Genomic DNA, 24,868 nt, shown 5'->3' with positions numbered 1-24,868 from the left:
TCACCTGTTACTCACATCGCGTATTCTGTAAGTACCGTCCGTGTGAATAACGACTTCATAATTTTTCTCTTTCACATAATACTTTTCATTCCCCGCTTTATTGCGGAAGTTGAGCGTTTCGTATGTGGAAACAAGTGCATGTTCATCATAGATGATTACTTCCGTTACGCTATTCTCAATAAAATCGAAGCGCATGCCTTCACCGGAAATCTCATCGAAATAGTCATCAAACTCTTTATATGCACGGCTTCCCGGCAATAAATATTGCTCGATCTCGTAAAAGTTTTCGTTATACAAGGCTTCCTCATAGACGGTCCGGAATTCCAGAATGAATTCCTGCAGCCATCCTTCGTAAAAGTAGACGTCCCCTTCGTACTCTTCAACTTCGTCTTGACTAGAGTCGTCATCATAGGAATCATTATTGTAGAAATTCGAAGCCCCATAGTCATCGTACACACCAAAAACGGATGCGACCTGCCTCTCATTCATCGGATTTTTAATCCAGTCATCGATTAAATACGTCATCGTGTACAAAGGAATGGAGAAACCAATACGCCTATTTTTTTCGAGCAAAAGCGAATTGATGCCAATCACTTTCCCCGTCTTGGCGTCAATCAAAGGCCCGCCGCTGCTGCCGGATTCAATCTGCACATCGACTTGATACGCTTTTTCATAGACGAACTCGCTCCTGATATCTCTGCCCACACCTGTCAAATAACCGACAGAAGCGGTGTTTTCCAATCCATTTGGGCTGCCTAAAGCGATCACTTCAGTGCCGACTTTCGTTTCATTGACTTCTGCCTTAAGCGGATTGATATCTTTATACGCATCCGACTGGATAAGTGCGATATCATATGTATCAGAGATCCCGATCACCTTCCCAGGGGCTTCCCGGCCGACCGAATTCCTCACTTTCACATCTGTATAGCCCGATACGACATGCGCGTTCGTGACAATAAAACCGCCCTTGGCATACAGAAAACCTGAACCGAGACTATCCGTCGTCACAATTGTAAATACCCGCGGCAATGTTTCCTCAATAAGAGCTGTTTTCTCTTTTTCAATCGGCTGATTTTTAGGACGTTCCGCAACTTCCCGTTCAATGATATGGACCGGTTGAGCGACAGGCTCTTCTTTTGGATTTGCATCCGCTAGCGTCGTTGTTTTCACTGCTTCCTCTTTATTGATTTGAATGAACGCATATCCCACTCCGCCAAGCACACAGAGACATACAAAAATGACCAGCAGCATCCATCCTGTATGGCTCTTCTTCCGCATCGGCTTACCGCAACTCCCGCAAAAATTTGCATCCTGAGCATTTTTAAACCCGCATCCCGAACAAAACACAGAAACACCTTCTCCCTTACATCTTTATCCCTTATATCGGTCGAAATAATCAGTTCTAAAGTCTCGCAAACAACTACCATTCGCATGGAAACTTCTTTCATTGAATAAATCACGTTCAGTTGCATTAACAAGAAGCACCTTCCCCCTGTCATTTTAGGTCGAAATATGCAGTCGAATCTACCCGATAAATATTTCTCTAATTTTATAGGTAAATATGTTTACAAAGTGTATAATGGAAGTGTTAATATTCACATAATGCACAACCTTTTACACGCTATACATTCAAGGAAAGGGGTATCGTATGGCCAAGCTATGGGGGAAATGGATGTGCAAGCTGTCCGGGTACCATCGGATTAGCTACTATTCCAACAAATGCGTTCGTTGCGGGCATGTTAGAATTAAGAGATAGAAAAGGGAATAGTAGATTGGGGGAAAGCATGCCGAACGGTATGCTTTTACTAATTACCATAGAAGGGTTGGGACAACATGATTTCTTTACAAGATGTTAATGATGCCAGAGAACGAATTAGCGATATCGCGCATATCACGCCGATTCTACAATCAGAGCAGCTCTCAAAACTTTGTGGAAATCAGCTGTTTTTAAAAGCGGAGCACTTACAAAAGACAGGTTCATTTAAAATACGAGGCGCAAGCAATAAAGTCATCCATGAGATTGAAAACGGTGCGAAGTATGTGACAGCAGCATCATCAGGCAACCACGGGCAAGCAGTTGCCTATGTTGCAAATAAATATGGAGTTCCAGCGACAATTGTCGTCCCTGAAGATGTTAGCAAGTGCAAAGTGAATGCAATCCAGGCTTACAATGGCAAGGTCGAAATGTGCGGGACGACTTCCGCGGAGCGATTACCAAGAGCACAGGAAATTGCCGACCAAGAAAACGGCGTATTCATTCCGCCTTATGACGACCCATTCATTATGGCAGGGCAAGGAACGGTTGGATTAGAAATTTTGGACCAGGTGGAACATATCGACGCTATCATTGTCCCTATCGGAGGCGGTGGCCTTCTCTCCGGAATCCTCACTGCCATCAAAGAAACGAACCCGAAAATCAAAGTGATTGGTGTAGAGCCTGAGCTCGCAAATGACACTTACCTATCAATGCAAAACAAGAAAATCACCGCAATCGAAGCTGCCCCTACCATTGCGGATGGATTACGAACGAACCAGCCAGGCGATCTAACCTTCCCTGTACTGACGAAATATCTAGACGACCTCGTCCTTGTAAGTGAAGACGAAATCCGCCAGGCCTTCAGCTTTATTATGGAACGGACGAAACAACTGATCGAACCTTCAAGCGCCACGACGGTAGCAGCAGCTTTGTTCAATAAAGTGAACATTCGAGATAAAAATATTGTAACTGTAATTTCTGGTGGAAATGTAGATTTAGATAAAGTTCAGCAATTGATTGTAAGTATCACGGAGTGACTAGATATACTTCAGTTTGTTAAAAGATGTACCTTAAACGAACATCCAATGCGGATGTTCGTTTCTTACGCTAATATCTCGCATCATCTACTTATTATTGAAATCATGAACTTTAACCTGTGTACTACTCTTCCAAATGAGAGGTATCACATTTAAATAAAATCTCATTGGATACACTGTTTATCTTAACCAAAGTTAAACTTGTTGAAGGTATAGCTGGAGAAGACCATAGATTTTCAAGCATATTATTTTCAAAGTAATTCATCAGTAGTTGAAGCGCAATAGAATGAGATACTATACAAACAGTATCAAAAGGATGCTGTTTAACTATATTGTTTATTGTTTTAACCATTCTTTCTTGCACTTTAATAAAGGGTTCAACTGTATCATTTGAAAAAAGATGGGGAGTTTCCCAAAAAGATAACCAGTCTTCGGGGCTTTGCTTTTCATTTTCATCAAACGTTTTACCTTCCCAACTTCCAAAGGAAAGTTCTCTCAAAGTGTCAATTTTAATTACTTCCAGGGGTCTTTCCCCTTTAATTATTTCAGCAGTGTTCACTGCCCTATCACTCGTACTAGAATAAATAGCGTTCAATGGGACATCAGATAATCTTTGAGATAATTGTCTTGCTTGTTTTATCCCTTTCTCTGTTAAAGGCGAATCCTTCCACCCCTGCATAAGCTTCTTCGTGTTCCAAACAGTTTCCCCGTGTCTTGTTAAGTATACGTGTGTGCTCATTTTTTCCCCCAACTATTTTTTTCTACCTATTAATACAGAACCAGCTTTGTAACTATTATTTTAACATAGGATTCGTGAAACCCAGTTTATCTTTACCTAAGAAGCGGTGCCTGTGCACCACACATTTATGACAATTCACCTCCATGCATAAAAACCCAAACAAAAATCAGCCATTTCACCAAATGGCTGACTTTCACTTTTCAAAATATACAATTGTAGTGAATAACCAGAATAGTGTCCTGCACAGGCACCACAGAGGAATCACCTCAAAGAGACCCCTCCTCCATCACCTCCCGCATTTTCTTCAACAACCGCTCCCTCCTCTTCTTCACACCCGGCACGCTGATGCCTAATCTCTTAGCACACTCCGCCTGCGTACACCTGTCTATAAACAGCCATTGCAACAACTTTTTTTCATCATCTGTCAACTGGTCAACGGCTTGTCTCAGACCGTCCATCCAGCCGTACTCCTCGGATTCATCTCCACCGATCAAGTTAGTCAGCTTTTCATCTTCCGCCGGCATGAAGCGCTCCTCAAACCGGCTCTCCTTTTTCATTTCGTCCAACATCGCCCCGCGGATGGAACGGAATGCGAACGGCGTGAAATCGCCCTTCTCCGCATCAAACCGTTTCCACGCTTGCCAAAGGGCGACCCGCCCCGTTTGTCTATAATGAATGTTCATGTTCACGATAGATGTTCAATTTACGAATATTTGCAGTGATCATTGGTTCATATTGCGCTAACACGTCTTCAAAATTCAACACTTGGTTGACCTTTCCGATCGTGCACGATTCTGTTTATTCCCGGGTACCTACATCATAGGAGGAATAAAAACAGACATCCAATGAGCGTTTATGACGTTTGGCTCACCATTCTTTATATATGTACACACCATACGATTGGTTAGTTAAACCAATTTTAAGATAAGTAAGTATTTTTGTTATCTTTCTACTAGTTATATGGTAGAATAGGTGCAATGCTAAATTTTAAAGGAGGATTAGTATGAAAGATGATAGTTTACTACTTGATTATCGGGCATTGGCGTTAAGATCAGCCTTTTCCACTGATTACTTGTCCGAGATTATTACGACGCATGGAACCTACTATTCGAAAATGAGTCCGATCGAGCTGCTAGAGGAAGCATGCCTGCGTCATCACTCTTCCAAGAGAGGGCGCAAGGAGGCGGCTAAGAAACTGCTGAAATTCCATAAGAAACCGCCATTCCTCATCTCGGATGATGTGGCCGTGTTTCCGACGATGTCGTCAATACATCCGGAATGCACTTGGATCTTCAGCCACTTTTTCGAAGAAGAATTGATAGCAAAAGAGGAAACCAAAATAAAGTTCCACGATGGAACAGAAGTCATAGTCCCGGTATCACTCTACACCGTTCAGCAACAGAAATTGAAAGTACTAGCGCTGCTCAGCCATGTACAACAATCTAAACGAAAATACATACCGGAATATCCCTTATTCGGAATGAACCCAAATCCGCCAATGCAACAGATGTAGTGGCCTAGCAAATTGCAATCGTTAATAAAAGTAAAACAACCACCCATCCACAAATACTTTCGTGGGTCGGGTGGTTGTCGTTTGTTCATCAAAATCATTTCATCAAAAAATTTTCACCAAAAAGTATCCTTTCTGACCCCTCCCATCTATATAGAGGGTAAAGGAGGAAGTTCACATGACAAATTATCTAACAAAATACGCTCGCTTCACGACAATCGAAGAAATGGACGCAGCTGTAGAACAGCATCTATCACTACACATGGATGAATTGACGAAATCCGATCGCCAAGTGCTCGACGTCATCCGCCGCTTTTCGATGGAACACGGCGCTGCACAGTTGAATCACGGAACGATTCAGGCAGCAATCGGGAAAGCAAACGTTACCGTTCGCCGCGCAATCCGTAAATTCGTCAACTTGCACATCATCGAAAAAGTCCACTACATCATCCCCGAAACGGGCGGACTCGGCGCTAATATTTACGTCATTTTGCCGTTCGAAGACAAGGGGAAGATGAACAACCTGAATCATATTGAGGTGTAACGACTGCCCCCGCAGTCGTTTTTTCACTTCATCAAATACAGCTCCATCAATTCCTCCGTCCGGTTTTTCAGGCGGACGTTCAAATACCGTCTTTGCTCCTCCCTGCCACAGTACAGAAACGTATAGGACGTAAACGTATCATCTACAGTCCCGCGTACAAGTTTGTACTTGCGTTCCCGCAAATAGTCAGCTGACTCTTTCATGTCTTTCTGGACCGCTTCAATCGCGCGATCGATTACCTTCATGTAGGGCGAAGCCAGCTTGAAACCTCCTCTCTCAACTAGCTGCCGATCCTTGGCCAATACAGTGAGCACCATCGGCAAGTAAATCGCGTTTTCAAAATGCGGCAAAGCATCGGATGGAATAAGCATAGGTATCCTCCTTTTTGATTAGTATATGCGAATGTATGTTCTTTAATCAACCAAATAAAAAACAAAAAACCTTTTTCGGTTTCTTTGAATCGCGATTGGAAGACACCTATGCAAAATTTCTGTCCCGCATAAAAAATGAAGCGATAAAGTGGGGTTATCATTTATTATGTTAATCCTAAATGTTCACGGAAGGTATGACCTTCATATTTCTTTCGGAAAATACCTCTTTTTTGCATTTCAGGAACAACTAGTTCAACAAAGTCTTCTAAACTACCAGGTAATGTAGGAGGCATAAGATTAAATCCGTCAGCGACACCTGCTTCAAACCAGACTTCCATCTGATCCACAATTTCGTCTGGTGTACCTATCAACGTGTGATGTCCACCGCCTGCATTAAGATATCCTAATAATTCTCTTACTGTAGGTTGTGTATCATTAATAATTTCCAGTATCGTTTCGTAACGTCCAACTGGACCAGTAAATTCTTCTACAGGGGGTAATTCAGGTACTCCTTTATCAATTTCCCAATTAGAACAGTCTTGTTGAATAAAGAAACTCAACTGTTTTAAAGCTGTTTCAATAGGTAATTGTTCATCTAATGCTGCTTTTTTGGCTAAAGCTTCTTCATGAGTATGACCTACATAGGTTACTAAGCCTGGAAATACTTTAATATGTCTATTGCTGTCTTCCCTTCGTTTAACTTGTTCATCTATTTTTTCGCGAAATCTTTTTGCTTGCTTCAAGTTCCACGACACTGAATAGACTGCATCGGCATATTTTGCGGCTAATGCAATGCCTTGTTTAGATGCCCCTGCTTGCATGGATACCGGTTTGCCTTGCGGACTTTTTGGCGTGGTAGATGGGCCATACACGTTAAAATAAGTACCATCGTGGTTAAAAGGCTGAATGTTTGAAGGATTTATCAATTTTTTCTCTTCTCGATTATGTAGAAACTCATTACTGTCCCATGAAAGAAATAACTTATTCATTAAAGCGGCGAATTCATCGGCCTTCTCATATCGTTTGTCATGAGAAGGCAGTTCTTCCATACTATGATTCAACGCCTCTGCATCAGTCATCGACGTAACGAGATTCCACCCAACACGTCCTTTTGTAATATGGTCTAAACTTAATAATTGTCGTGAAGCTGTGAAGGGATTCGAAAAAGTGCTTGAAATCGTTGAAACTAATCCCACATGATTTGTCACTTGAGAAATAGCTGTTAAATTCACTATTGGATCAAACCAAAATGCCGGCATATCACCAGAATCTTTAGCTGGAAATGATTGATTATCAGCAAAGAATACGGCGTCAAAACAACCTTTTTCCGCTATCTGTGCTAAAGACTGATAATAGGAAATGTCTCCAATACGCTCAATGCTCGAGTCAGGCATTAACCAAGCAGCTTGATGATGTCCACAACCATACAGCAAAACACCTAAGTGCAGGTGTTTTCCTTGAGTTTTTGTCATTTGTTCACACCTCAAAATACATCATTATCAACTGTCTTGTATTCTCCGTTTTTGAAAGGTTATCGATTGTGATGTAACCTATTAGTTCATTGTCAAACCGCCATCTACTGTGATATTTTGACCTGTGATACCGTTCGCATGTTCCGAAGATAAATAAGCGACCATATTGGCTACATCTTGAGGCGTGGTCACCTTCTTCAATGGCGTTGATTGAGCAATTAAATCGAATACTTCTGGCGTTGTAACTGCACTGGCGTTCGTCGTTTTTAATAATCCACCTGACACGACATTCGCTCTTATTCCATATTGACCCAATTCAGAAGCGATATTACGTGTAAAGCCTATTAATCCAGCTTTAGCTGTTGTATATTCGTGGTAAGGTACTACAGGATTTTGAAATAAATTAGTACCTATATTTATAATACTTCCATTTTGTCGTTCAATAAATTGAGGAATGACGCTTTGAACTGTATTAAATGCCGCTTTTAAAGTACCGTCCAGTTGTTTTTGATAATCATCCCAAGTGAGTTCTGTGAAAGGTTTCTGTTTGTTTGGATCAAACTTGAAGTCTACTAATGCATTGTTGACGACAACATCGACTTGACCAAAATAGTTCATTGCTTTTTTTATCAATTCATCTACTTCTTCACGATTTGTTACATCAGCCCGAATTGCAATCGCATTCTCTTCCCCAATCTCAGAAACGAGCTTCTCAGCAGCATCTTTACTTTGATAGTAATTGATAACGACTTGAAATCCTTGTTGTGCCAATGTCTTTACAATCGTTGCTCCTAAACCTCTACTACTACCAGTTACTACTACTGTTCTAGTCATCCTAACAACTCCTATATTTTAAAATGATGAATAAAATAAAAATACGCAACCTCCCCATAGGAAAGTTGCGTAAAAACATATAACTACATAGTAAGAATACGGCATAATTACTCTTTAAGTATGTAATGGAGTTTTCACTTTCCTACGCTAGTTTCAGCTAGATCAGGTTCAAAGGGTTTGAGTTAATAACTCATCTCAGTTTAAAAAACACCCCTAGTGAATATATTGAATTATATCCAATGTTATAGTATTTAGAATTTATGTCAAGGAAATATGGCTAGTTGAAGTGTTTTATAAAAATATTCGGGCTCCCCCCCTTAGTCCCGCATAAAAAAGAAATAATTGTCCCGGTGCCTGTGTAAGGTGCATTTATGACAATTCAACTCAGTTTTTAAATATGCAAAAGAAAAGTCAGCCGCTTAGCAATGCGGCTGACCTCTTTCTTCCCCATATTCAATATCAGTGAATAAACTGAATAGTATGCTGCACAGGCACCTATCATAGAATTACTTGACCTTACCTTCTTTAAAAGTCGCTTTCAATTTATAGTTTGCACTTGTTATTCCGGACCATGAATATGGCGTGACCTTAATATAATAAGTGCCTTTTGCTAGCTTTCTTGAAATTTTACTAACGCCACCACTCTTAGAATGAAAGTCATGAGTTACAGCATTACCGTTGGCATCATATAGTTTTAAATAGAAGCCGCCAGTCGTTTCATCTAATACAATATTCACTTCGCCGTCTGCAGTAGTTGTAAATTGATAAGTATCAATATCGTAGAATGTTTCACTGATGGATTTATAACTTATTCCAGATTTTATTGCCATGCTCGTTTCCATTGTATCATTAGGTTCGAAAGTAGATTTATTTCTTGAAATAGCTGAGGCATATGTGGCTTTCAACCGGTAATTAGCACTGGTAATTCCAGACCAACTATGAGGTTTAACTTTTACATAGTAAGTCCCTTTTGCCAATTTTTTCGAGATGTAACTTACATCACCAGCTCTCGTGTGAAAATTTAATCCGACTCTATTACCATTGTCATCGTATAGCGTCAAATGGTAACCACCAGTAGCTTCGTCCAATAAAATATAAACTTCACCGTCTTTATCAGTTGTAAATTGATAAGTATCAATATCAAGATACGATTCACTACTCGATTTATAAGCTACGCCGGATTTTATATCCATGCTTGTTTCAATTGTATCGTTAGGTTCAAAGGTAGATGAATCTCTTGAATTAACTGCAGAAGCATATGTGGCTTTTAGTTTGTAAGAGGCACTAGAAATTCCTGACCAATTATGAGGTTTAACCTTTAAAGTATAAGTTCCCTTTGCTAATGTTTTCGAAATATCACTCATACCACCAGCTTTAGAGTGAAAATTTAACCCCACTGAGTTACCATTGGCATCATAAAGTGTCATATGGAAGCCGCCAGTCGTATCTTCAAGCGTGATATAGACTTCCCCACCATCTTTTTCAGTAGTAAATACAAATGTGTCAACAGATGTATTGGATGTCATTTCCCCATAAAAAGGTACACCTGAAGATAAGCTTTTGTTTTCATCAGCTAATGTTTGACCACTAATACCGATTGTTAAAAACAACACTAGAAAAGTGATAACAGATAAGCGTTTCATTCATTCATCCCCCATATTATATAAATAGTTACTATTTCTTCTAATTTATATATATGCATGCAAATGTACCTATATAACCTATAGTCCATTTTTCAGAGTTCACTATGGCTTATAGATCAAATCTACAGATTCAAGCCTATCGCTGTTCATCCCATATTGGAAACCAAGTTCTAAGTCGTTTCCAATCGAGAACCCCATAACAAATCCAAAACCCTCGGCTGCATGTTCGCCTTGATATAGAGGTTCACCGAAATAAGAGATCAACTCTTCAGGTGTGAAATTTTGCCCGAATCGATATACCCTTATTGCGATTACATCTGCTTCATCATCTTCCACAAATGTATCTGTTGCATAGGCAATCTGATTACCGAAAAAGTGAAATTCTGCTCCTTGTAGATTCACGGCATCACTATATGCGCCTGTTTCATCAATAATTTTTTTGAGTTTTGTACCTATCGGATACGTTCCTTTCACCAAATAACCTTGCTTCACGATATCCAAAAACTCTTCATTAATCGCGAATTGGATTAAAGCATCCGTAAATATAAATGTATGTTCGAAATTGATTCCCGCCCCGTGCCATGCTAAGCAATCGGGACTTTCTTCAGTAGTAATCGCCCCATCATTTTTCGTTAAAGTAATTTCACACCCATACTCATCTTTGGTTGATTTAGCCACATTCCCATCGATCGCGGCATACACATTTTGCAGTTCTCCTAAATGACCCGACGATACGAAAATGTCAAAATAAAATCCTTCCGCAGTTTCATTGTAGATCGCCAGGTTTCCATACATATACTCATTTTCTATTTGCCAAAAACCGTTCCACTGGGATGTTTCTTCTGAGGGTACTATTTGGTTGTCTTGATTTAAAGTCGTACCGACGGCATTCGGTTGATTACCTTCTTCGGAACTGTCGGTGTCAAATTTTCCACTCTCTTCTTGCTGTAGGCTTATCCCCTTATCTTCATTTATCGTTTCCACTATCGAATTCACTGCATTTTCAGCAAGTCCGCAGCCCGTTAGTAGTATCAAAAAGAACAATATGATAACAAATCGATTATTTCTCATTTTGATTCCCCTTTGATTTAATGTGGCGATACCTGGGATAAGTGTTTTCGCTTTTTAAGTAACACCACAGATACCCCACTACCTTATTCAGCTTCTCCAAACGATATACGTTTTCTCACGTCAAGACGGTTCATTTTATAGACATATAGATGCATATAAGGAGTATGTGCCTAATAACATAGTAATGCCGTTAAGGGATATGAAGGTGTGTCTACTTTTTTTACAAGGGGGAAGATGTGTGAAGAAATTAAGTTCTTGTCAAGGAATATTTGGTGCTGTACTTGCTACTCCTAAGGCTTCTGGTGCTGGTGCAATAACGAGACCGACGCTTCCTTTGTCGCAAAGCCATGATTGGAGGAAATGCATATGAAAGACGTATTGAATCTTTCGCGTGAGGAATTATTAGAAAATGTAAATCAAACATTAGGGTTGTTAAATAAGTTTATGGCTGTTGACTCAAGTATTAGGTCTTTCTATAAAAGCACACCAGACATCTACGAGAAAATCGCTGTAATCGTTGCTTTTATTTCATTCCTTCCATTAATAATGTTCGGAGTCAATGTTATGAGAATTTTTGATGATTGGTTTTTAGGCATTCTTGTAGGGTTTCCTCTTGGAGTAGCAATGACTTGGTTTTTATTTGTATTTATTCGGAGAAAGTTAGAGGGTAATTTTAAAATCAAGCAGAAGCAGTACTTGGAAGACAATTACGAAAAAATACAGGCTTTGAACGTTGAACTAGGCGGGATTGCTGAAACAGTGTTTAGGACGACAGTTGTACCAGAAGATTATGTGACAAGACCAGCTTTAGAAAAATTCAGTTCTTATTTATCAAATTATCGTGCATCTAACCTACCGGAATGCATTAATTTATATGAGAATGAATTACAGGCACAACAAATGAGAGATGAAATAAATCAATTTAGACAGGAGCAGCAGAGAACTACCGATATGCTTTCCAAAGCACGCTCAGAGCTATCTAATACAAATCGCCATTTAAGCGAAGCAAATGTAAAGTTAGGCGGAATTGAACACGAAGCTTATAAAAGTAACTTCCATAGGTAATTTCAGAGCCAGGTTCCAAAACGATCTAGAGTCGGTTTGGAACCTGATGTATGTCTTGCCCGTCTCAAAAAATGTCATGATAAAGGGGAAAAAAATGAAAAGATATTTAGGTGTAATAAGTGCAATAATCATTTCTTTACTATTATCTGCTTGTAATTCAAGCATTCAGGATGCTACTACTAAAAGTCCAGTAGAAGAATCTCAAGAGGTCGATATTGATGTTGAAAAGAAAATCCGTGAAATCAAAGAAAATCTACAAGAAGGGTTCGAAGTAACCGTAGTAGACAAATTCTTTTTAACTGGCAATACTACTCCAGAAATTGTAGAAATAACAGCGGAGATGGTGCCTGATTTTGAATCGGGAAAGGTAGTCGTTACTGTTTATCAATACTCTTTAAAAACTAAAGAATGGGAAGTTGCGCTAAAACGGGAAGAGGAAGATGTGTATGAAATCCCTACATTAATTAGTGATGAAGGGCAAGTCGCAAAAGATGGCCGTGAGCAAGTTGTTGTTAGCAAGTGGGAAGGTAGTGGGGGCTTTTTAAGTTTTTTCATTTTAGGCAGTGTTGATAAAAAAACTGTTTCAATCCTTTTAGATAAATGGAGCGGTGCTTATTCTGATGGCCAAGTTCATTTTGAAAAAGGGAAAATCGGTATATCTGAAAATGGAACGATTTCCAACACATTTAAATGGGATGGAAAAAGTCTACTAGCGCTTGATGATTACAATGATGCAAGCTATCAAGACAATCTGGAAGAAGAGAATTCTTCCCAACCTAATGAAAGCGCTATTCTTCCAATCACATACGATGAGTTACCTATAATAGGAGGCTCAATGGCAGATTACTTATCTAAGTTCGGACATAAAATGCAAAAATTAAATTATTTTCATTACGGATTTGAATTTTGGTTTGGAAAAGAAGATGACGATGGCTTTGTCGTTGTTTCTCCACCATACCCTGAAAACGATGAAGATCCTATGTATAGAATTTTAGGAAGAGAAAATCCTATGCATGAAATTATATCAAGTGAAGATGAAATATATATATATATTTTGTGGTTAGAACATGATTTGGAACCAGAAGAATTACGTCAAATAGCATTAAAGACTCTTCCAAGCGACGCAGAGTTTGTGCGGGAAGGACCCGATGCATATACAAAAAACTCTCATCTTTATTTTTATAAATCTGATTCTATAAAAGCGCGAACAGGTTTTGGGTATATTGAAATAAGGTTATTTCGTGGGTATGATGCAAGAATACTTCTTTTTGGTGAAAGTGATGAGGGGGCTAAGAATTATATGAATTCGAATTTAGGAGAGGAAGAAGATTAATAGGCAGGTTTCTCCAAGCACCCACGCGCCATTCAGCTGACTCTTTCATGTCTTTCAAGACTGCCAGAGCTCACAAAAAACCAGATTCCCACGTTTGGAATCTGGTTTTATAATTGATGAATAAAAACAGCCACTACCCTACTTTAACATCTAAATCACTATAATTACCGGCTGTCCTATGTTTAATAAGCTGCCTTACAAACCAAGCGAGTACAGCCAACCAAATAACCGCTCCTAACGCCAGAGAAACACCATAGTCCAAGTTAAAGCCTTCTGGTGCATAGAAGAAATACGTACTGACCACGGCTGTCATGAATAATGCCGGAATACTACAGATCCAATGGAATTTGTTGTTTTCTACGAGGTACATAGATGCCGTCCATAACATGACCGCAGCAACGATTTGATTCGATCCACCTACATAGCGCCAGAGGAAGCTGTAATCAATCGTTGTTAGATATAGCGTTATTCCTGCTACTGGTACGATGAGTACTGCTAATTTCCCTTTCCCATTAAAGTCTTTCTTCGTCATTTCCGTTAATAGTTCAGCAAGCATCATTCTGGAGGAACGTAATGCCGTATCACCGGTCGTGATTGGTAGGATAACAATACCTAAAATGGCAATGAAGCCGCCAAATGCACCTAGCGTTGATAAACTAATTTCATTCACGATTCCAGCTGGACCTCCTGCTGCCAGTGCTGTTTGCAATGCGCCCGTACTGCCAAAAAAGGTCATCCCTGCAGCTGCCCAGATCATCGCAATAATCCCTTCGCCAATCATTGCGCCATAGAAAACTTTTCTACCTTCACTTTCCTTTTTTAATGTTCGAGCTAAAATCGGGCTTTGTGTACTATGAAATCCAGAAATCGCCCCGCACGATATTGTTACCATTAACAATGGCCATATCGGCATTTCTCCAGGGTGTAAATTACTGAATGTCAGATTCGGGATGGAATGATCAAAGAAGAATAATCCAATTCCAATCGATACAGCCATGAATATTAAGATAGCTCCAAAAACAGGATACACTCTTCCTATGATCTTATTAATCGGTAGAACCGCTGCAAGTATAAAATAAATGAAAATAATAACTAACCAAGTCGTAAAGTTAAGTGGTGTGATTTCCGTAAGTAGCTGGGCAGGTGCTGAAGTGAATGCCGCTGCCACCAAAACCATTAAAACGATCGAGACAATCGTTATAAGGAATTTCATTTTACCGCCTAAGTATTTTCCGACAAGTGTTGGAAATTGAGCTCCATTATGTCTTAGCGACAACATACCCGAAAAGTAATCGTGTACCGCTCCAGCAAAAATACTACCGACCACAATCCATATAAATGCTACTGGACCATAAAGCGCCCCCATGATTGCACCAAATATCGGGCCGGTCCCAGCGATATTCAGAAGCTGAATCAAACTCGCTTTCCACCAACTCATTGGCATATAATCAAGACCATCGTTGCTTGTATAGGCAGGCGTCGGATTCTTGTCATCGATGCCAAAAATTCGTTCAACCACCTTCCCATAAACGATATACCCAACAATCAACAACAAAATGGATGTTATAAAAGTGATCATTGCTGAAACCTCCCTCTTTTCTGAATTTTAAATACAATGATATAACGAATAGAAACAACAATCAATAGCTTTTTTCGATGTTTTTCGACAAATCTCTGTCCAACTTCAATTCTACTACAGCTCCCTCATCGGAAAATAGCTAGATATGTATGTGAAAATAAAAAGCCCATCGCCTATAACTGCAATGAGCAACCTTAATATTATAGAATTGGGTAAGGACTTGCCCGAAACTCATTTGAACCCTGTTCGCTTTTCAACCAATTCAATAAAATCATGCATATTCAATAAGCACTTCTTTAATGAACGTAGAAGTTCTGGTGAAGTACTTGCCATCCTCTCAATTTCTAAAGCAACTTCATCATCAAATGGAACTCGTGCCAATACTTCAGCTAATGACATTATACTTTCCCTTTCCACTATCCCCATCCCTCCATTTAATGTATTTGGCTTCCCCAATCCCTAACTTCACATATCCCAAACTATGAAACTGTGGTACTATTTATTTTAAAATAGAGAAGGGGATGAAATGTTGAAAAATTTCATATTTAGCGTTTTGTGCATGGTGCTTTTGTTTACATCAGGGATTACTTCATATGCCGCCGCGCCTTCCTTCGGTGATATCCCTGAGAATCATTCTTCGAGTAAAGAAATTGAATACTTATTGCAAAACGGTATTCTGACAGCTGCTCCTACATTTGGTTTCAATGAGACATTGACTCGGATCGAGGCAGCCGAAATGATCGTAAAAGCTGTCGGTTTGGAGACAGAGGGGTTGCCAGATGTAGATTTTATTGATGTCCTTCCAACGTATGAGCACTACCATATCGTTCAGGCAATTGCAGCTGCGGGCATTATGGGAGGCAATGCCGATCGTGAATTCATGCCAGATGCGTCCTTAACACGCGCCCAAGCTGCTGCAATCTTAGTTTCAGCATTTGACTTAAAAGGGACGTCGATAAAACAATTCCCTGACGTACCGCAAACGTTTTGGGCAAACGATGCAATAAGCACGCTGGTAGCGAATGAAATCACTTTCGGCTATCCTGATGGCACATTTAAACCGACTGCTCCTTTGAACAGAGGTCACTTCAGCGTCTTTTTAGCAAGAGCGCTAAACCCGGAGTTCAGGGAACGTCCTGCCTGCTATACGACGAAGAGTAAAAAAACGTATGCCATAAACGTCCCCGTGACGAATGTTTGGCATAAACCAAATAACACAAGACCAATTGATGCCATTTCCATTCAACCGCAACCCGACATGAAAAGATGGTCTACGCAATTGACCATTTCTCAAAAATTATGGTTGATCGGAAGAACGGACACACAGGCGTTATACGGTGATCCTGTCGAGATACTTAAATCAAAAGGGAATTGGCATTACATTGCAATCAAAGACCAAGTGAAAACAGGCCATAAAAACGGCTATCAAGGCTGGGCGCCTCAATCGCATGTTGCGTCTACAAATATCGACAGTACAAACTGCCCGATCGCTATCGTAGATGCCAAAATTGCTTCATTATATAATGAACCGAAATTACACGACAAATATAAATGGCTGGACATAAGTTACACGACAATCCTTCCTGTAGTGAAAGACAACGGAAATTGGCTGGAGGTACTGACAGTTTCCGGCGCCATCAAACATATACAAAAACAGGATGTCAAAGTGCATGCCAACTATAAAGCGGTACCAAAACCTACGCAAAAAGACATCGTAGATAGTGCAAAACGGTATCTTGGGTTGCCCTATGTCTGGGCGGGCGCCTCCGCATACGGCTTTGACTGTTCAGGACTTCTGTATTCCGTTTATAAAAATCACGGAATTCTCATCCCGCGAGATTCATTCGTCCAGGCAACTCACGGAAAAGCGATTAGCCGCAAACAGCTGCAACCTGGAGATCTCATGTTCTTTGCACACAACGGAGGAAAAGGAAAGGTTTATCACGTTTCGATGTACGTAGGTGACGGCAAAATGATCCACGCACCGAACTCTTCGAGGAGCATTGAAATTATTTCGATTGATACACCACTGTATAAGAAGAACTATTCTGGGGCGAGAAGGTATTTAACAAACTGATATAAAACATGTGAAGTGATGTAGCCCTTCACATGTTTTATATTTTTATAAGTACTCACCTATACTTCGAACTCTACTCCGTACCACCACCTCCTCGACTCCTTTTATTCTCTACAAACTAATAAAAAGTCGACGCCCCCCAATAACAATCTCTTCTATAACACGGATGTCTATAAACAATAATTAATCCCCACCTAGCTAAAGGCAGGGATTAATTATTCAACTTTCGGATTGAGTGTGAAATTATCGGTTTTAATTAAAGGATTACAAGTTTTGGAATAACCCCAATTCAATTGAAACTAATGCTCGAAATTTATGCTTACTTTTTGTAGGTATTTTGTTCCTCCTTGTCGAATAGTGACAATGGAGGAGGTGAGAAAGATGGAAATGATTCCAGTTGTATCATCGAATTTGGAAGCTATTGGGTACGATAAGATTGATGAAATCCTACGTGTGAGATTTTTGAATGATAGTGTGTACGACTACCACCTCGTTCCAGAGCACCATTATCAGGGTCTATTGAATGCTCCATCACACGGTCGGTATTTAGACACCTATATCAAGAAAGGCGGATATCGATACACGAAGCGACGTTAATCGATATTAATCAGGATACGTGCCGGACCAGTAGATTCCTGTTCACCCTGGTCTGTCACTATCTTGAAAGTTTCATGGGGTCCAATTACAACTTCTGTAACTCCCTCGCGCTTTGCAAGTTCTTGATGCAATACCTTTGTAGTTTCGTTTTCCATTACTATCACTCCTTTCGTATACTTTCTCACCTACCGTGTATAGTTTGACCTTTCCGACGAATCGTAATTCTTCATTGTGGAACTTTATGTAATCAGAAATTGGCCAATTTTCGTGAGTCACCTATAAACCGGGCGCTCTAAATCTAGGAATTTATGATAAGATGAAGTGATTTGGATGGAATGTACTGTTTGCGAAATCGGTCCTGTGCGCGTACAGTTCGACGGGCAGCCGCTATGTATGGACTGCAATAATACTGTAATGGCGGAGGAGTTCGGGGTGGACCTCCCTAAGCTGCCCAAAACATTTTCCGCGGACGATATAAATGGAGTTCAACGTATTTTCGAAGTCGAACGGCGGGTCACAGGTACCATAATTTTGCTGACAGCCCGTGAACGATGGGAGCACGGCAATGAATTTGCAATGGATGGAGAGCTACTTGCTAATCACCATTCACTGTTTGACCAACTCAAATAGACCAAACAGGGACTGTCGAAGACTTATCTCGAAACAGGAGAGTTGCCAAGCAGCGAGCCGTGCACCACTGTTAAAGGCGATCACTTGAGATGCATGCTTTCCTATATTGAAACCAACAGCGAAGCCACCCTCGTCATCATAGACGGCAAACCTTAAGTCGGCCGTCTTTTGCAGGCATTTGAAGTCTTTCAGGTAAAAATCGAAATGAAGGATTTGGCGGATGAGTGGGTCGAATGAAATTGTTAGTATACTTTTAGTGTCACCTGCCGAACTGCTTGTAATACGTCAGTTTCACAATCGAGGAGAAGAGAGGAGAAAAAACTTTCTGGACAATTAATAAGCTCTTCTTTTGTTCATCACCAGATTAATGTAGATAAAAACTAAATAATTGAAATGTGCAAAGTTCCAGAACAACTCCGAATTCAACAAGAAACAGAAATTAGGTACCTGTGCTTTCTCGTTGGCTATTTTGATTAATACCTAGGTTTACCTATGTCAATAAGATTTATTCGAAAGCCGAATTTAGATTCATTTTAACAGAAAATAGTATAATATAATGAATTATATTTTGAATGACTTAGAACTTTTTAATACGAGAAATTATAGGAGGACTGATATTTGTGTATGATTGCTCAAAAGAGTTTAACAAATTTTATCGGACAAAAGTCGTGCTTTCAGAAAAAGAAAAAAATGAACTAAGAAAAAAACGCAAACTGAATATAAAGAGATTAAAAGACGGTTTATTAGAATATAACGAAGAAAGGAGAAAAGAATATAAAATTGCAGAGGAAAGAATTCAAGGTAGCATGGCCATGCACACTATTACCCAAAATGACGAAAATGAGTATGATATAGATATCGGTATAGTATTTGAATCAGACAACCTGAGTAATTTGGGACCTCTTGCTACTAGAAATATGGTGGCAGATGCATTGGAAAGAAAAACCAAACAATTTGCCGAAGAACCAGATGTAAAAACAAGCTGTGTACGTTTGAAATATGCTTCTACAGGTTATCATGTAGATTTTGCTGTGTTCAAGAGATATAAAGAGTATTCATGGGATGATGAGTATACTTATGAACATGCTGGATCTGAATGGTCAGTTAGACATATAAAGGCGCTGGAGGAATGGTTTAACGATGAAATAAAAAATAAAGGAAATGATTTAAGGAAAGTCATAAGACTATCCAAGATGTTTTGTAAATCAAGAGATTCATGGAAAAATATGCCCAGTGGTTTAATTCAGACCATTGTGTGTAATGAAAAACTTACTACAACCTACTCACGATTGGACGAAATATTCTATTATACAATGATAGCCATTGTAGATCGTTTAAATTTTCATTTGGAGGTTGAAGCTCCAATTGACAATGGAAGAGCGTTGGTAACTCGTGAAGTCGACTACCAAAGAATGAGAAATTGGAAAAGCCGTCTTGAATCCAGTCTACAAAATTTAGATGTGTTATTTGATGCAAAATGTACTTATAAGGATGCTGTTAATGCTTGGGAGACATTCTTTAATCATTCTTATTGGGGGGAATTGGAATCATCGGTAAGCAAAGGGTTCAGCGAGGATAAATTACAAGACTTTAATGATACTGAAGAGTTTATTGAAGATTTATACCCTATTCATGAACAATACGATGTAACAATTGATTGTAAGGTATCTGGTAATGGATTTTCAGTAATGCCGATTTTTGATTACTTGGAAAAGTTTGCACCGCGTTTCAAAAAATTTATACCACATAATTTTTCTGTAAAATGTAGAATTGGAAATACCAACTGCCCGTCGTACGATAAGGTATTATGGAAAGTTTTAAATGTAGGAGCAGAAGCTGTACGACGTAACGACATACGGGGTCAAATTCAAGATAGAGGTAAGGAGATAAAAGAGAATTCAAAATTCCTCGGAGAACATTATATTGAATGTTATTTGATAAAAAATGGTGTATGCGTGGCAATTGGTCATATAGATGTTCCAATTGGAGGCAATTGATTTGAGAGAATATAGTTACAATATAAAAATACTGAAAATGCTAGCCATCCTAATTGGTTTTACTATATGTATAGGGAGTATAATTTATTTTGAAATAAATGCAATTTCTGTTGGAGCAACTTTAGGAGGTTTAGTTGCAGGATTTCTACTCCCATATCTATTTCTAAGCATTGTTGATTTAAGTGATAATAAGAATTGGAAATCCTCTCAGCGTAAATTAAAAAGAGCTGGTTTGCTACAAAAAGATACGTTTATTAGAATTTCATTTGCGTACTTATTTAGAATAAAAATTGATGGGAGGTATTTTTTAGTACAAAATACTAGAACTAAAAAGTTTCAGCCAGTCGGTGGAGCATATAAGTTTTACGAAGAAGAAGCGAATTATTTAGCTGATAATATTCCAGTTGAAAGTGATGATCGCATTCCAGTAAATAAGATTACGAAACAAGATTACAGATTACTGGTTAAGAGTAAAGACCTAAGAAGATTTGTTAAAAGATTTGATAAAACATTTTATAGAGAGAATATAACTAATCTTAGCAGAGAATTTGTTGAAGAACTATTTACAACAAATATTTTAGATGACAGTACATTTGGTGATTTATCATACAAGTATTGTGGAAGGCATATGACAGATGTTGAGTATGGTAATGTGTTTAATCATTATGAATTACTTCTAGCAGATATTATTGAAGTTCAATTGACAACTAAACAAGAAGAGTTATTCAGGAAGCTCGCGGAAAAGGATTGTAATAAATATCGTTTTGCACAAGCTAATGAAATCAAATCATATGGTGTTGTTGAATATGGAACCAACAAACTTACAGATGATATTGCCAACCATACCCCTAAAATTCTAAGTGAAAACACAGATAAGTTGATAATGAGAAACAAACATAAAAAAATAATTACGGTTCAACCGTAGTAGATTTTAATGCCCATTGTGAAAAGAGTACCTATTTCACTTAGGGGAAATATCTATGTCATGCTCATCGACCTGGAATTGGGAAAAATACTAAAAGAGGAGATGTTGTGTCAGTATCGGGATAGCTGGGGAAGGAAGTAGATTCTTATACTCACAACTTTACAACGAGTGGCGGGCAAGATAGCCTCGGCGGAACAAGCCAGCACGCGTTGCTGGTTGCCTGGCTTGGGACTCATGCCCGCTGAGGCTCGTTGTCAAGTTGTTAACTGTACATGCCTCTTTGTGATAACCCCATTAAAACCGCTCTCCCCCAGCGGCTACGCAATCTTACTGGTACTGGTACATGTGTTGGCGTTGTCTAGTTAAACCCTTGGCGATCAATGGTATTATAGATGTCACAAGTGGTAAAATCACGTGGCCGTCATCACATGCAGATGAAAATGCTTCTGACAGTAATGATGCGTCCATCGTTACACGCATCGTGTACAGATCGGTCAGCTTTTTGCTGACAGGTGACGCGGATGCTGGCATTGAACAAAAGATGATGGCTGCAGATAATGTGAAGAGCACATACTTAAAGGCAGGCCATCATGGATCCAACACTAGCAGTTCTGCAGCATTCATTAATGCAGTCCGCCCAGTCGGCACCATTTTGTAGACAATTCATACGGCCACCCGCATGCTGAAGTCGTACAGCGTTTAAATGCAGTCGGCTCTAAAATTTATTCGACAGCTCAGTCCGGCGACATCACCGTTACGACAAACGGAACAACCCATTCTGTATCGGCGAAAACGTGGAATGGAGTACCACCAAAACCACAACCGAAGCCAGAACCTACACCGGCACCAACGCCCGCACCTAAACCCATGCCTAAACCGACTCCAAAACCAGACTTGGGTTCAGGCTTATATGTAATACCTGGCGCTCCAACCACTTTCAAAAACTGTACAGCAATGAGAGAATATTATCCGACCGGGGTTAAAAAAGGTCAACCGGCATACGACACGAAACATGACCGAGATAAAGATGGGTGGGCATGCGAAAAATGATGGAGAAAAAGCGATATACACTTGATCGAATAGATGATGTGTTTTTGGAGTATCCAAGGGAAGAGGAAGAGTTGTTAATCCCGGTATCTAAGATTTCTCCAAAACTTTCGGAGGGAGATGTCGTTTGTATTAGTAAAACAGATACTGATTATGTGATTGAAGTATTGGAAGATGAAACGGAAATCATGAAAGATAAAGTTGCTACTTTGCTCGAAAAGTTGAAAAATAAGAAGTAAAAATAGCGATCATTCTCTCAATGAGAATGGTCGCTTTTTTGATTACTGCATTAGTATTTTAAAAATGATTCGTTGATTGGAGCGGAGAGCGGCGACTCCTGCGGAAACAGCACGAGCTGAAGACCTTGGACTGAGCGCAGTGAGGGAAGCGGCTGAAGCCGTGCCCGCGGAAAGCGTCCGCTCGCAGCGGAAATCAACATTGCAAGCAGATTAATAACCGTACAGAAACGTGTATGTCGTAATATTACATCTGTAGTAGCGCGAATAAGCTACCTACGTTCCCCCAAATAGACAGCAAAAAGTCTTTCACGTTCATTGAACTTTTAGTAAATATATTGGATTCTATGTTACACAGGTACGGAACTTTGTTAAATTCAATCAAAACACTAAGGGCCACCAAACACATCGCTAGGTCGATGATAGGTGGCCCTCACTAATTAGGGGAGATGACTTTCTGATTCCATGGTAATGTTCCTAACTACGGGATGTAGGTTTGAACCCTCTAGGGTGAGAGGGTCGAAGGACTTTCACCCTTAGGTTGACCCCCTTTTCATGTCCGGCTCATTTATTCGCCAGGGTCCACCCCGCCAATAGGTGTATACCACCGGTGTTGCAACAACTGTGTATTGGCCGAACTTGGAAAAATCTATAATCTGTAAAATTGCATTCAAATCAAAGAATCCCACGCCAACACCTAGAAGGACTAGCACAGCGACTAGCACTACCATTTCTTTTTTTATTGATTTTCTCATACTCATCTTCTCCCTTATTAGTTAGTGTAGCTAATAAGGTGAGCATTTACGCACTCTTTAAATGATGGCTGCTCCTAAGCCTACATCCACTTAAGTAAGCCAATATAATAGTAGTTAAAGAGAAACTAAAAGGAAGGCCTTACAAGCGTTCTATGCAGAACCTTCTTTTTCATTCAGATTTGGGCGCTAGGTGGTGGCATCATTTATATTGCTACCTGGTACTCAATTTTCACCGCCTAGCGATTACCCGTGCCGGACAAATAAAGAAAAGCCACCACAAAGTTTAATTTGCGGGGGCTTTTCGTCTTTAACCAGTTATAAAAACTGTTCTATATTTTCTTATTCAATTCTGATTGTTGCTGATAATTTATGTCCCTCCAATCCTTCGATTTCGGATTGCGCCTCTGCATGGGATGCCAAAAACTGCACGCCTTCCCCCGTAATCTCCTGGTGGGTTGCAACCTTGACATAACTGCCTGCCCATAGTCCCCCTGTATATCTTCCAGCCCTTTGAGTCGGTAATGTATGATTAGTTCCAGAGACCTTATCCGAAAATACAACTGAACTATCTTCTCCGATAAATAATGAGCCGTAATTATATAGTTTATCAGTAAACTCATGGCTATTTTCAGTATGCAAATGCAAATGTTCAATAGCGTAATCATTACAAATAGCTAATCCCTCTTGTAATGATTCAGCAAAAATCACTTCTCCTCTAGTTTTCCATGACTCATGTGCAGGAGATGAATCTGTAAATGTTTCCAATATAGCCGCTGCCTCTTCAATCACACCCTCCGCAATAGAACGAGAGGTTGTGACAAGGATTGCACGAGCATAGGGATCATGTTCTGCCTGTGCAAGTAAATCAACAGCGATCTTTCGTGGCGTAGCTGATTCATCTGCAAAGACCATTACTTCACTTGGACCCGCAATAAGATCAATCCCTACCTTACCAAATACTTGACGTTTAGCTTCTGCAACAAACATGTTTCCTGGTCCCGCTATCATATCCACTTCTGGAATCGATTCGGTACCATAGGCCATTGCAGCAATTGCTTGCGCACCACCGATTGCAAAAATATCAGTGGCACCTGAACGTACGAGCCCGTATAATACAGCTGGGTGAATGCCCCCTTTATAATTAGCTGGACTACAAGCAACGATTTGTTTTGCACCTGCTACTTTTGCCGGGGCAACAACCATTGGGCCAGATGATAGTAAAGGGAATCTCCCCCCTGGGACATAGGCACCAACTTTTTCAATTGGTATTATTTTATGTCCCATTCTAATACCTTCCCCAAAATCTTTTTCAAACGGTAACAAACAACTCAATTGAGCTTCTGCAAACTTCGAGACTCTGTCAACTACACGGTCAATTAACACCTTCGTCTCTTCTGGAAGTGTCTGCATACAATTCTCAATTTCCTCTTCACTAACACGGACCGGACGATCTGAATTACCGAACTTTCTTTCATATTCTTGTACAGCCTTATCACCGTTCGCTTTGACATTCTCGATAATTGCTTTTACAGTGTGCTCTACTCCATCTGAAGAACCTTCATCAATTAATTGCGCTTTTTTTATGTATTCCATTCTAATTCCTCCCGTGTTAGGCAAAATATACTTTTATAGATTTCATTATTCAGTTGA

28 protein-coding genes and 1 riboswitch are annotated in these 24,868 nt (G+C 39.8%); of the genes, 14 read left to right on the top strand and 14 right to left on the bottom strand.

The window, feature by feature from the left end; translation table 11 throughout:
- Window positions 1-1,278, bottom strand: coding sequence for a S1C family serine protease (locus NIT04_RS02595; protein ID WP_252502051.1), 1,278 nt, complete (start codon window positions 1,276-1,278; stop codon window positions 1-3).
- A 555-nt stretch (window positions 1,279-1,833) separates the two neighbouring features.
- Here NIT04_RS02595 and NIT04_RS02590 point away from each other — a divergent pair.
- Window positions 1,834-2,793 carry a threonine/serine dehydratase gene (locus NIT04_RS02590; RefSeq protein ID WP_252502050.1) on the top strand — a complete coding sequence of 320 codons (960 nt, stop codon included), beginning with the start codon at window positions 1,834-1,836 and terminating at the stop codon, window positions 2,791-2,793.
- A 124-nt stretch (window positions 2,794-2,917) separates the two neighbouring features.
- Here NIT04_RS02590 and NIT04_RS02585 read toward each other — a convergent pair whose 3' ends face one another.
- Together NIT04_RS02585 and NIT04_RS02580 are read right to left on the bottom strand one after the other, a co-directional pair.
- Window positions 2,918-3,532: a histidine phosphatase family protein gene (locus NIT04_RS02585; protein WP_252502049.1), complete on the bottom strand. Its 615-nt coding sequence runs from the start codon at window positions 3,530-3,532 to the stop codon at window positions 2,918-2,920.
- Window positions 3,533-3,798: 266 nt separating this feature from the next.
- The gene (locus NIT04_RS02580; protein ID WP_252503168.1) at window positions 3,799-4,215 is read right to left on the bottom strand and encodes a sigma-70 family RNA polymerase sigma factor; all 417 of its coding nucleotides are present in this window, start codon (window positions 4,213-4,215) and stop codon (window positions 3,799-3,801) included.
- A gap of 320 nt (window positions 4,216-4,535) precedes the next feature.
- On the opposite strand from NIT04_RS02580, the gene NIT04_RS02575 reads away from it, so the two are divergent.
- Window positions 4,536-5,045, top strand: coding sequence for a competence protein ComK (locus NIT04_RS02575; RefSeq protein WP_252502048.1), 510 nt, complete (start codon window positions 4,536-4,538; stop codon window positions 5,043-5,045).
- Between the two features lie 175 nt (window positions 5,046-5,220).
- Complete coding sequence (locus NIT04_RS02570; RefSeq protein ID WP_252502047.1) at window positions 5,221-5,586, top strand: hypothetical protein; 366 nt, start codon at window positions 5,221-5,223, stop codon at window positions 5,584-5,586.
- Window positions 5,587-5,609: 23 nt separating this feature from the next.
- Here NIT04_RS02570 and NIT04_RS02565 read toward each other — a convergent pair whose 3' ends face one another.
- The 5 genes from NIT04_RS02565 to NIT04_RS02545 form a co-directional block, all read right to left on the bottom strand.
- Window positions 5,610-5,957 carry a hypothetical protein gene (locus tag NIT04_RS02565; protein ID WP_252502046.1) on the bottom strand — a complete coding sequence of 116 codons (348 nt, stop codon included), beginning with the start codon at window positions 5,955-5,957 and terminating at the stop codon, window positions 5,610-5,612.
- Between the two features lie 164 nt (window positions 5,958-6,121).
- Window positions 6,122-7,429, bottom strand: coding sequence for an LLM class flavin-dependent oxidoreductase (locus NIT04_RS02560; RefSeq protein WP_252502045.1), 1,308 nt, complete (start codon window positions 7,427-7,429; stop codon window positions 6,122-6,124).
- An 81-nt stretch (window positions 7,430-7,510) separates the two neighbouring features.
- On the bottom strand, window positions 7,511-8,263 hold the full coding sequence (locus NIT04_RS02555) for a 3-oxoacyl-ACP reductase (RefSeq protein ID WP_252502044.1): 753 nt from the start codon (window positions 8,261-8,263) through the stop codon (window positions 7,511-7,513).
- A 122-nt stretch (window positions 8,264-8,385) separates the two neighbouring features.
- Window positions 8,386-8,488: riboswitch (TPP riboswitch) on the bottom strand.
- A gap of 281 nt (window positions 8,489-8,769) precedes the next feature.
- Complete coding sequence (locus NIT04_RS02550; RefSeq protein ID WP_252502043.1) at window positions 8,770-9,906, bottom strand: PPC domain-containing protein; 1,137 nt, start codon at window positions 9,904-9,906, stop codon at window positions 8,770-8,772.
- Between the two features lie 102 nt (window positions 9,907-10,008).
- The gene (locus tag NIT04_RS02545; RefSeq protein WP_252502042.1) at window positions 10,009-10,977 is read right to left on the bottom strand and encodes a hypothetical protein; all 969 of its coding nucleotides are present in this window, start codon (window positions 10,975-10,977) and stop codon (window positions 10,009-10,011) included.
- A gap of 366 nt (window positions 10,978-11,343) precedes the next feature.
- Between NIT04_RS02545 and NIT04_RS02540 the strand changes: the two genes are divergently transcribed.
- Together NIT04_RS02540 and NIT04_RS02535 are read left to right on the top strand one after the other, a co-directional pair.
- Entirely contained in the window at window positions 11,344-12,042 is a 699-nt protein-coding gene (locus NIT04_RS02540) for a hypothetical protein (protein WP_252502041.1), read from the top strand.
- A gap of 94 nt (window positions 12,043-12,136) precedes the next feature.
- Window positions 12,137-13,375: a hypothetical protein gene (locus tag NIT04_RS02535; RefSeq protein WP_252502040.1), complete on the top strand. Its 1,239-nt coding sequence runs from the start codon at window positions 12,137-12,139 to the stop codon at window positions 13,373-13,375.
- A 133-nt stretch (window positions 13,376-13,508) separates the two neighbouring features.
- Here NIT04_RS02535 and NIT04_RS02530 read toward each other — a convergent pair whose 3' ends face one another.
- Both NIT04_RS02530 and NIT04_RS02525 read right to left on the bottom strand, forming a co-directional pair.
- On the bottom strand, window positions 13,509-14,954 hold the full coding sequence (locus NIT04_RS02530) for a carbon starvation protein A (protein WP_252502039.1): 1,446 nt from the start codon (window positions 14,952-14,954) through the stop codon (window positions 13,509-13,511).
- A 231-nt stretch (window positions 14,955-15,185) separates the two neighbouring features.
- Window positions 15,186-15,353: a hypothetical protein gene (locus NIT04_RS02525; RefSeq protein ID WP_252502038.1), complete on the bottom strand. Its 168-nt coding sequence runs from the start codon at window positions 15,351-15,353 to the stop codon at window positions 15,186-15,188.
- A 130-nt stretch (window positions 15,354-15,483) separates the two neighbouring features.
- On the opposite strand from NIT04_RS02525, the gene NIT04_RS02520 reads away from it, so the two are divergent.
- Window positions 15,484-17,031, top strand: coding sequence for an NlpC/P60 family protein (locus tag NIT04_RS02520; protein ID WP_252502037.1), 1,548 nt, complete (start codon window positions 15,484-15,486; stop codon window positions 17,029-17,031).
- A 381-nt stretch (window positions 17,032-17,412) separates the two neighbouring features.
- Window positions 17,413-17,628 (top strand): KTSC domain-containing protein, encoded by a 216-nt coding sequence (locus NIT04_RS02515; RefSeq protein WP_252502036.1) that lies wholly within the window; start codon window positions 17,413-17,415, stop codon window positions 17,626-17,628.
- Here NIT04_RS02515 and NIT04_RS02510 read toward each other — a convergent pair.
- Window positions 17,625-17,783, bottom strand: a complete 159-nt coding sequence (locus tag NIT04_RS02510; protein ID WP_252502035.1) for a BC1881 family protein — start codon at window positions 17,781-17,783, stop codon at window positions 17,625-17,627. The genes NIT04_RS02515 and NIT04_RS02510 overlap by 4 nt on opposite strands.
- A gap of 238 nt (window positions 17,784-18,021) precedes the next feature.
- Between NIT04_RS02510 and NIT04_RS02505 the strand changes: the two genes are divergently transcribed.
- The 4 genes from NIT04_RS02505 (at window position 18,022) to NIT04_RS02490 (ending at window position 21,838) form a co-directional block, all read left to right on the top strand.
- Window positions 18,022-18,258 (top strand): hypothetical protein, encoded by a 237-nt coding sequence (locus NIT04_RS02505; RefSeq protein WP_252502034.1) that lies wholly within the window; start codon window positions 18,022-18,024, stop codon window positions 18,256-18,258.
- 620 nt (window positions 18,259-18,878) lie between these two features.
- Entirely contained in the window at window positions 18,879-20,255 is a 1,377-nt protein-coding gene (locus NIT04_RS02500; protein ID WP_252502033.1) for a cyclic GMP-AMP synthase DncV-like nucleotidyltransferase, read from the top strand.
- A gap of 1 nt (window position 20,256) precedes the next feature.
- The gene (locus tag NIT04_RS02495; RefSeq protein WP_252502032.1) at window positions 20,257-21,180 is read left to right on the top strand and encodes a hypothetical protein; all 924 of its coding nucleotides are present in this window, start codon (window positions 20,257-20,259) and stop codon (window positions 21,178-21,180) included.
- A gap of 370 nt (window positions 21,181-21,550) precedes the next feature.
- Window positions 21,551-21,838 (top strand): ComEC/Rec2 family competence protein, encoded by a 288-nt coding sequence (locus NIT04_RS02490; protein WP_252502031.1) that lies wholly within the window; start codon window positions 21,551-21,553, stop codon window positions 21,836-21,838.
- Window positions 21,839-21,914: 76 nt separating this feature from the next.
- Here the strand turns inward: NIT04_RS02490 and NIT04_RS02485 are convergent, their stop codons facing one another.
- Window positions 21,915-22,115 (bottom strand): hypothetical protein, encoded by a 201-nt coding sequence (locus NIT04_RS02485; protein ID WP_252502030.1) that lies wholly within the window; start codon window positions 22,113-22,115, stop codon window positions 21,915-21,917.
- Between NIT04_RS02485 and NIT04_RS19135 the strand changes: the two genes are divergently transcribed.
- From NIT04_RS19135 to NIT04_RS02470, 3 genes are all read left to right on the top strand, one after another.
- Complete coding sequence (locus NIT04_RS19135; RefSeq protein WP_371922488.1) at window positions 22,048-22,230, top strand: excalibur calcium-binding domain-containing protein; 183 nt, start codon at window positions 22,048-22,050, stop codon at window positions 22,228-22,230. The two genes, NIT04_RS02485 and NIT04_RS19135, sit on opposite strands and share 68 nt — an antisense overlap.
- Window positions 22,218-22,466, top strand: a complete 249-nt coding sequence (locus tag NIT04_RS02475; RefSeq protein ID WP_252502028.1) for a DUF3006 family protein — start codon at window positions 22,218-22,220, stop codon at window positions 22,464-22,466. The genes NIT04_RS19135 and NIT04_RS02475 overlap by 13 nt, the downstream gene beginning before the upstream one ends.
- Before the next feature lie 76 nt (window positions 22,467-22,542).
- A complete protein-coding gene (locus NIT04_RS02470) occupies window positions 22,543-22,680 on the top strand; it encodes a hypothetical protein (RefSeq protein ID WP_252502027.1) in 138 nt (45 codons plus the stop codon).
- Window positions 22,681-22,999: 319 nt separating this feature from the next.
- Here NIT04_RS02470 and NIT04_RS02465 read toward each other — a convergent pair whose 3' ends face one another.
- Both NIT04_RS02465 and hisD read right to left on the bottom strand, forming a co-directional pair.
- Entirely contained in the window at window positions 23,000-23,218 is a 219-nt protein-coding gene (locus tag NIT04_RS02465) for a hypothetical protein (protein WP_252502026.1), read from the bottom strand.
- A gap of 339 nt (window positions 23,219-23,557) precedes the next feature.
- Window positions 23,558-24,811: a histidinol dehydrogenase gene (hisD, locus tag NIT04_RS02460; protein WP_252502025.1), complete on the bottom strand. Its 1,254-nt coding sequence runs from the start codon at window positions 24,809-24,811 to the stop codon at window positions 23,558-23,560.
- Window positions 24,812-24,868 lie beyond the last annotated feature (57 nt).

This window comes from Sporosarcina sp. Marseille-Q4943, assembly GCF_943736995.1.
In the GTDB taxonomy this organism is placed as follows: Bacteria; Bacillota; Bacilli; order Bacillales_A; family Planococcaceae; genus Sporosarcina.
This window is presented reverse-complemented; position numbering and strand designations above follow the sequence as displayed.

Coding starts and splice junctions, on each gene's coding strand:
- NIT04_RS02575 (WP_252502048.1), top strand. CDS start 4,536: ATGAAAGATGATAGTTTACTACTTGATTATCGGGCATTGGCGTTAAGA.
- NIT04_RS02535 (WP_252502040.1), top strand. CDS start 12,137: ATGAAAAGATATTTAGGTGTAATAAGTGCAATAATCATTTCTTTACTA.
- NIT04_RS02510 (WP_252502035.1), bottom strand. CDS start 17,783: ATGGAAAACGAAACTACAAAGGTATTGCATCAAGAACTTGCAAAGCGC.
- NIT04_RS02505 (WP_252502034.1), top strand. CDS start 18,022: ATGGACTGCAATAATACTGTAATGGCGGAGGAGTTCGGGGTGGACCTC.
- hisD (WP_252502025.1), bottom strand. CDS start 24,811: ATGGAATACATAAAAAAAGCGCAATTAATTGATGAAGGTTCTTCAGAT.
- NIT04_RS02515 (WP_252502036.1), top strand. CDS start 17,413: ATGGAAATGATTCCAGTTGTATCATCGAATTTGGAAGCTATTGGGTAC.
- NIT04_RS02465 (WP_252502026.1), bottom strand. CDS start 23,218: ATGAGAAAATCAATAAAAAAAGAAATGGTAGTGCTAGTCGCTGTGCTA.
- NIT04_RS02540 (WP_252502041.1), top strand. CDS start 11,344: ATGAAAGACGTATTGAATCTTTCGCGTGAGGAATTATTAGAAAATGTA.
- NIT04_RS02530 (WP_252502039.1), bottom strand. CDS start 14,954: ATGATCACTTTTATAACATCCATTTTGTTGTTGATTGTTGGGTATATC.
- NIT04_RS02555 (WP_252502044.1), bottom strand. CDS start 8,263: ATGACTAGAACAGTAGTAGTAACTGGTAGTAGTAGAGGTTTAGGAGCA.
- NIT04_RS02585 (WP_252502049.1), bottom strand. CDS start 3,532: ATGAGCACACACGTATACTTAACAAGACACGGGGAAACTGTTTGGAAC.
- NIT04_RS02590 (WP_252502050.1), top strand. CDS start 1,834: ATGATTTCTTTACAAGATGTTAATGATGCCAGAGAACGAATTAGCGAT.
- NIT04_RS02580 (WP_252503168.1), bottom strand. CDS start 4,215: ATGAACATTCATTATAGACAAACGGGGCGGGTCGCCCTTTGGCAAGCG.
- NIT04_RS02525 (WP_252502038.1), bottom strand. CDS start 15,353: ATGTCATTAGCTGAAGTATTGGCACGAGTTCCATTTGATGATGAAGTT.
- NIT04_RS02595 (WP_252502051.1), bottom strand. CDS start 1,278: ATGCGGAAGAAGAGCCATACAGGATGGATGCTGCTGGTCATTTTTGTA.
- NIT04_RS19135 (WP_371922488.1), top strand. CDS start 22,048: ATGCCTAAACCGACTCCAAAACCAGACTTGGGTTCAGGCTTATATGTA.
- NIT04_RS02475 (WP_252502028.1), top strand. CDS start 22,218: ATGCGAAAAATGATGGAGAAAAAGCGATATACACTTGATCGAATAGAT.
- NIT04_RS02565 (WP_252502046.1), bottom strand. CDS start 5,957: ATGCTTATTCCATCCGATGCTTTGCCGCATTTTGAAAACGCGATTTAC.
- NIT04_RS02545 (WP_252502042.1), bottom strand. CDS start 10,977: ATGAGAAATAATCGATTTGTTATCATATTGTTCTTTTTGATACTACTA.
- NIT04_RS02550 (WP_252502043.1), bottom strand. CDS start 9,906: ATGAAACGCTTATCTGTTATCACTTTTCTAGTGTTGTTTTTAACAATC.
- NIT04_RS02560 (WP_252502045.1), bottom strand. CDS start 7,429: ATGACAAAAACTCAAGGAAAACACCTGCACTTAGGTGTTTTGCTGTAT.
- NIT04_RS02570 (WP_252502047.1), top strand. CDS start 5,221: ATGACAAATTATCTAACAAAATACGCTCGCTTCACGACAATCGAAGAA.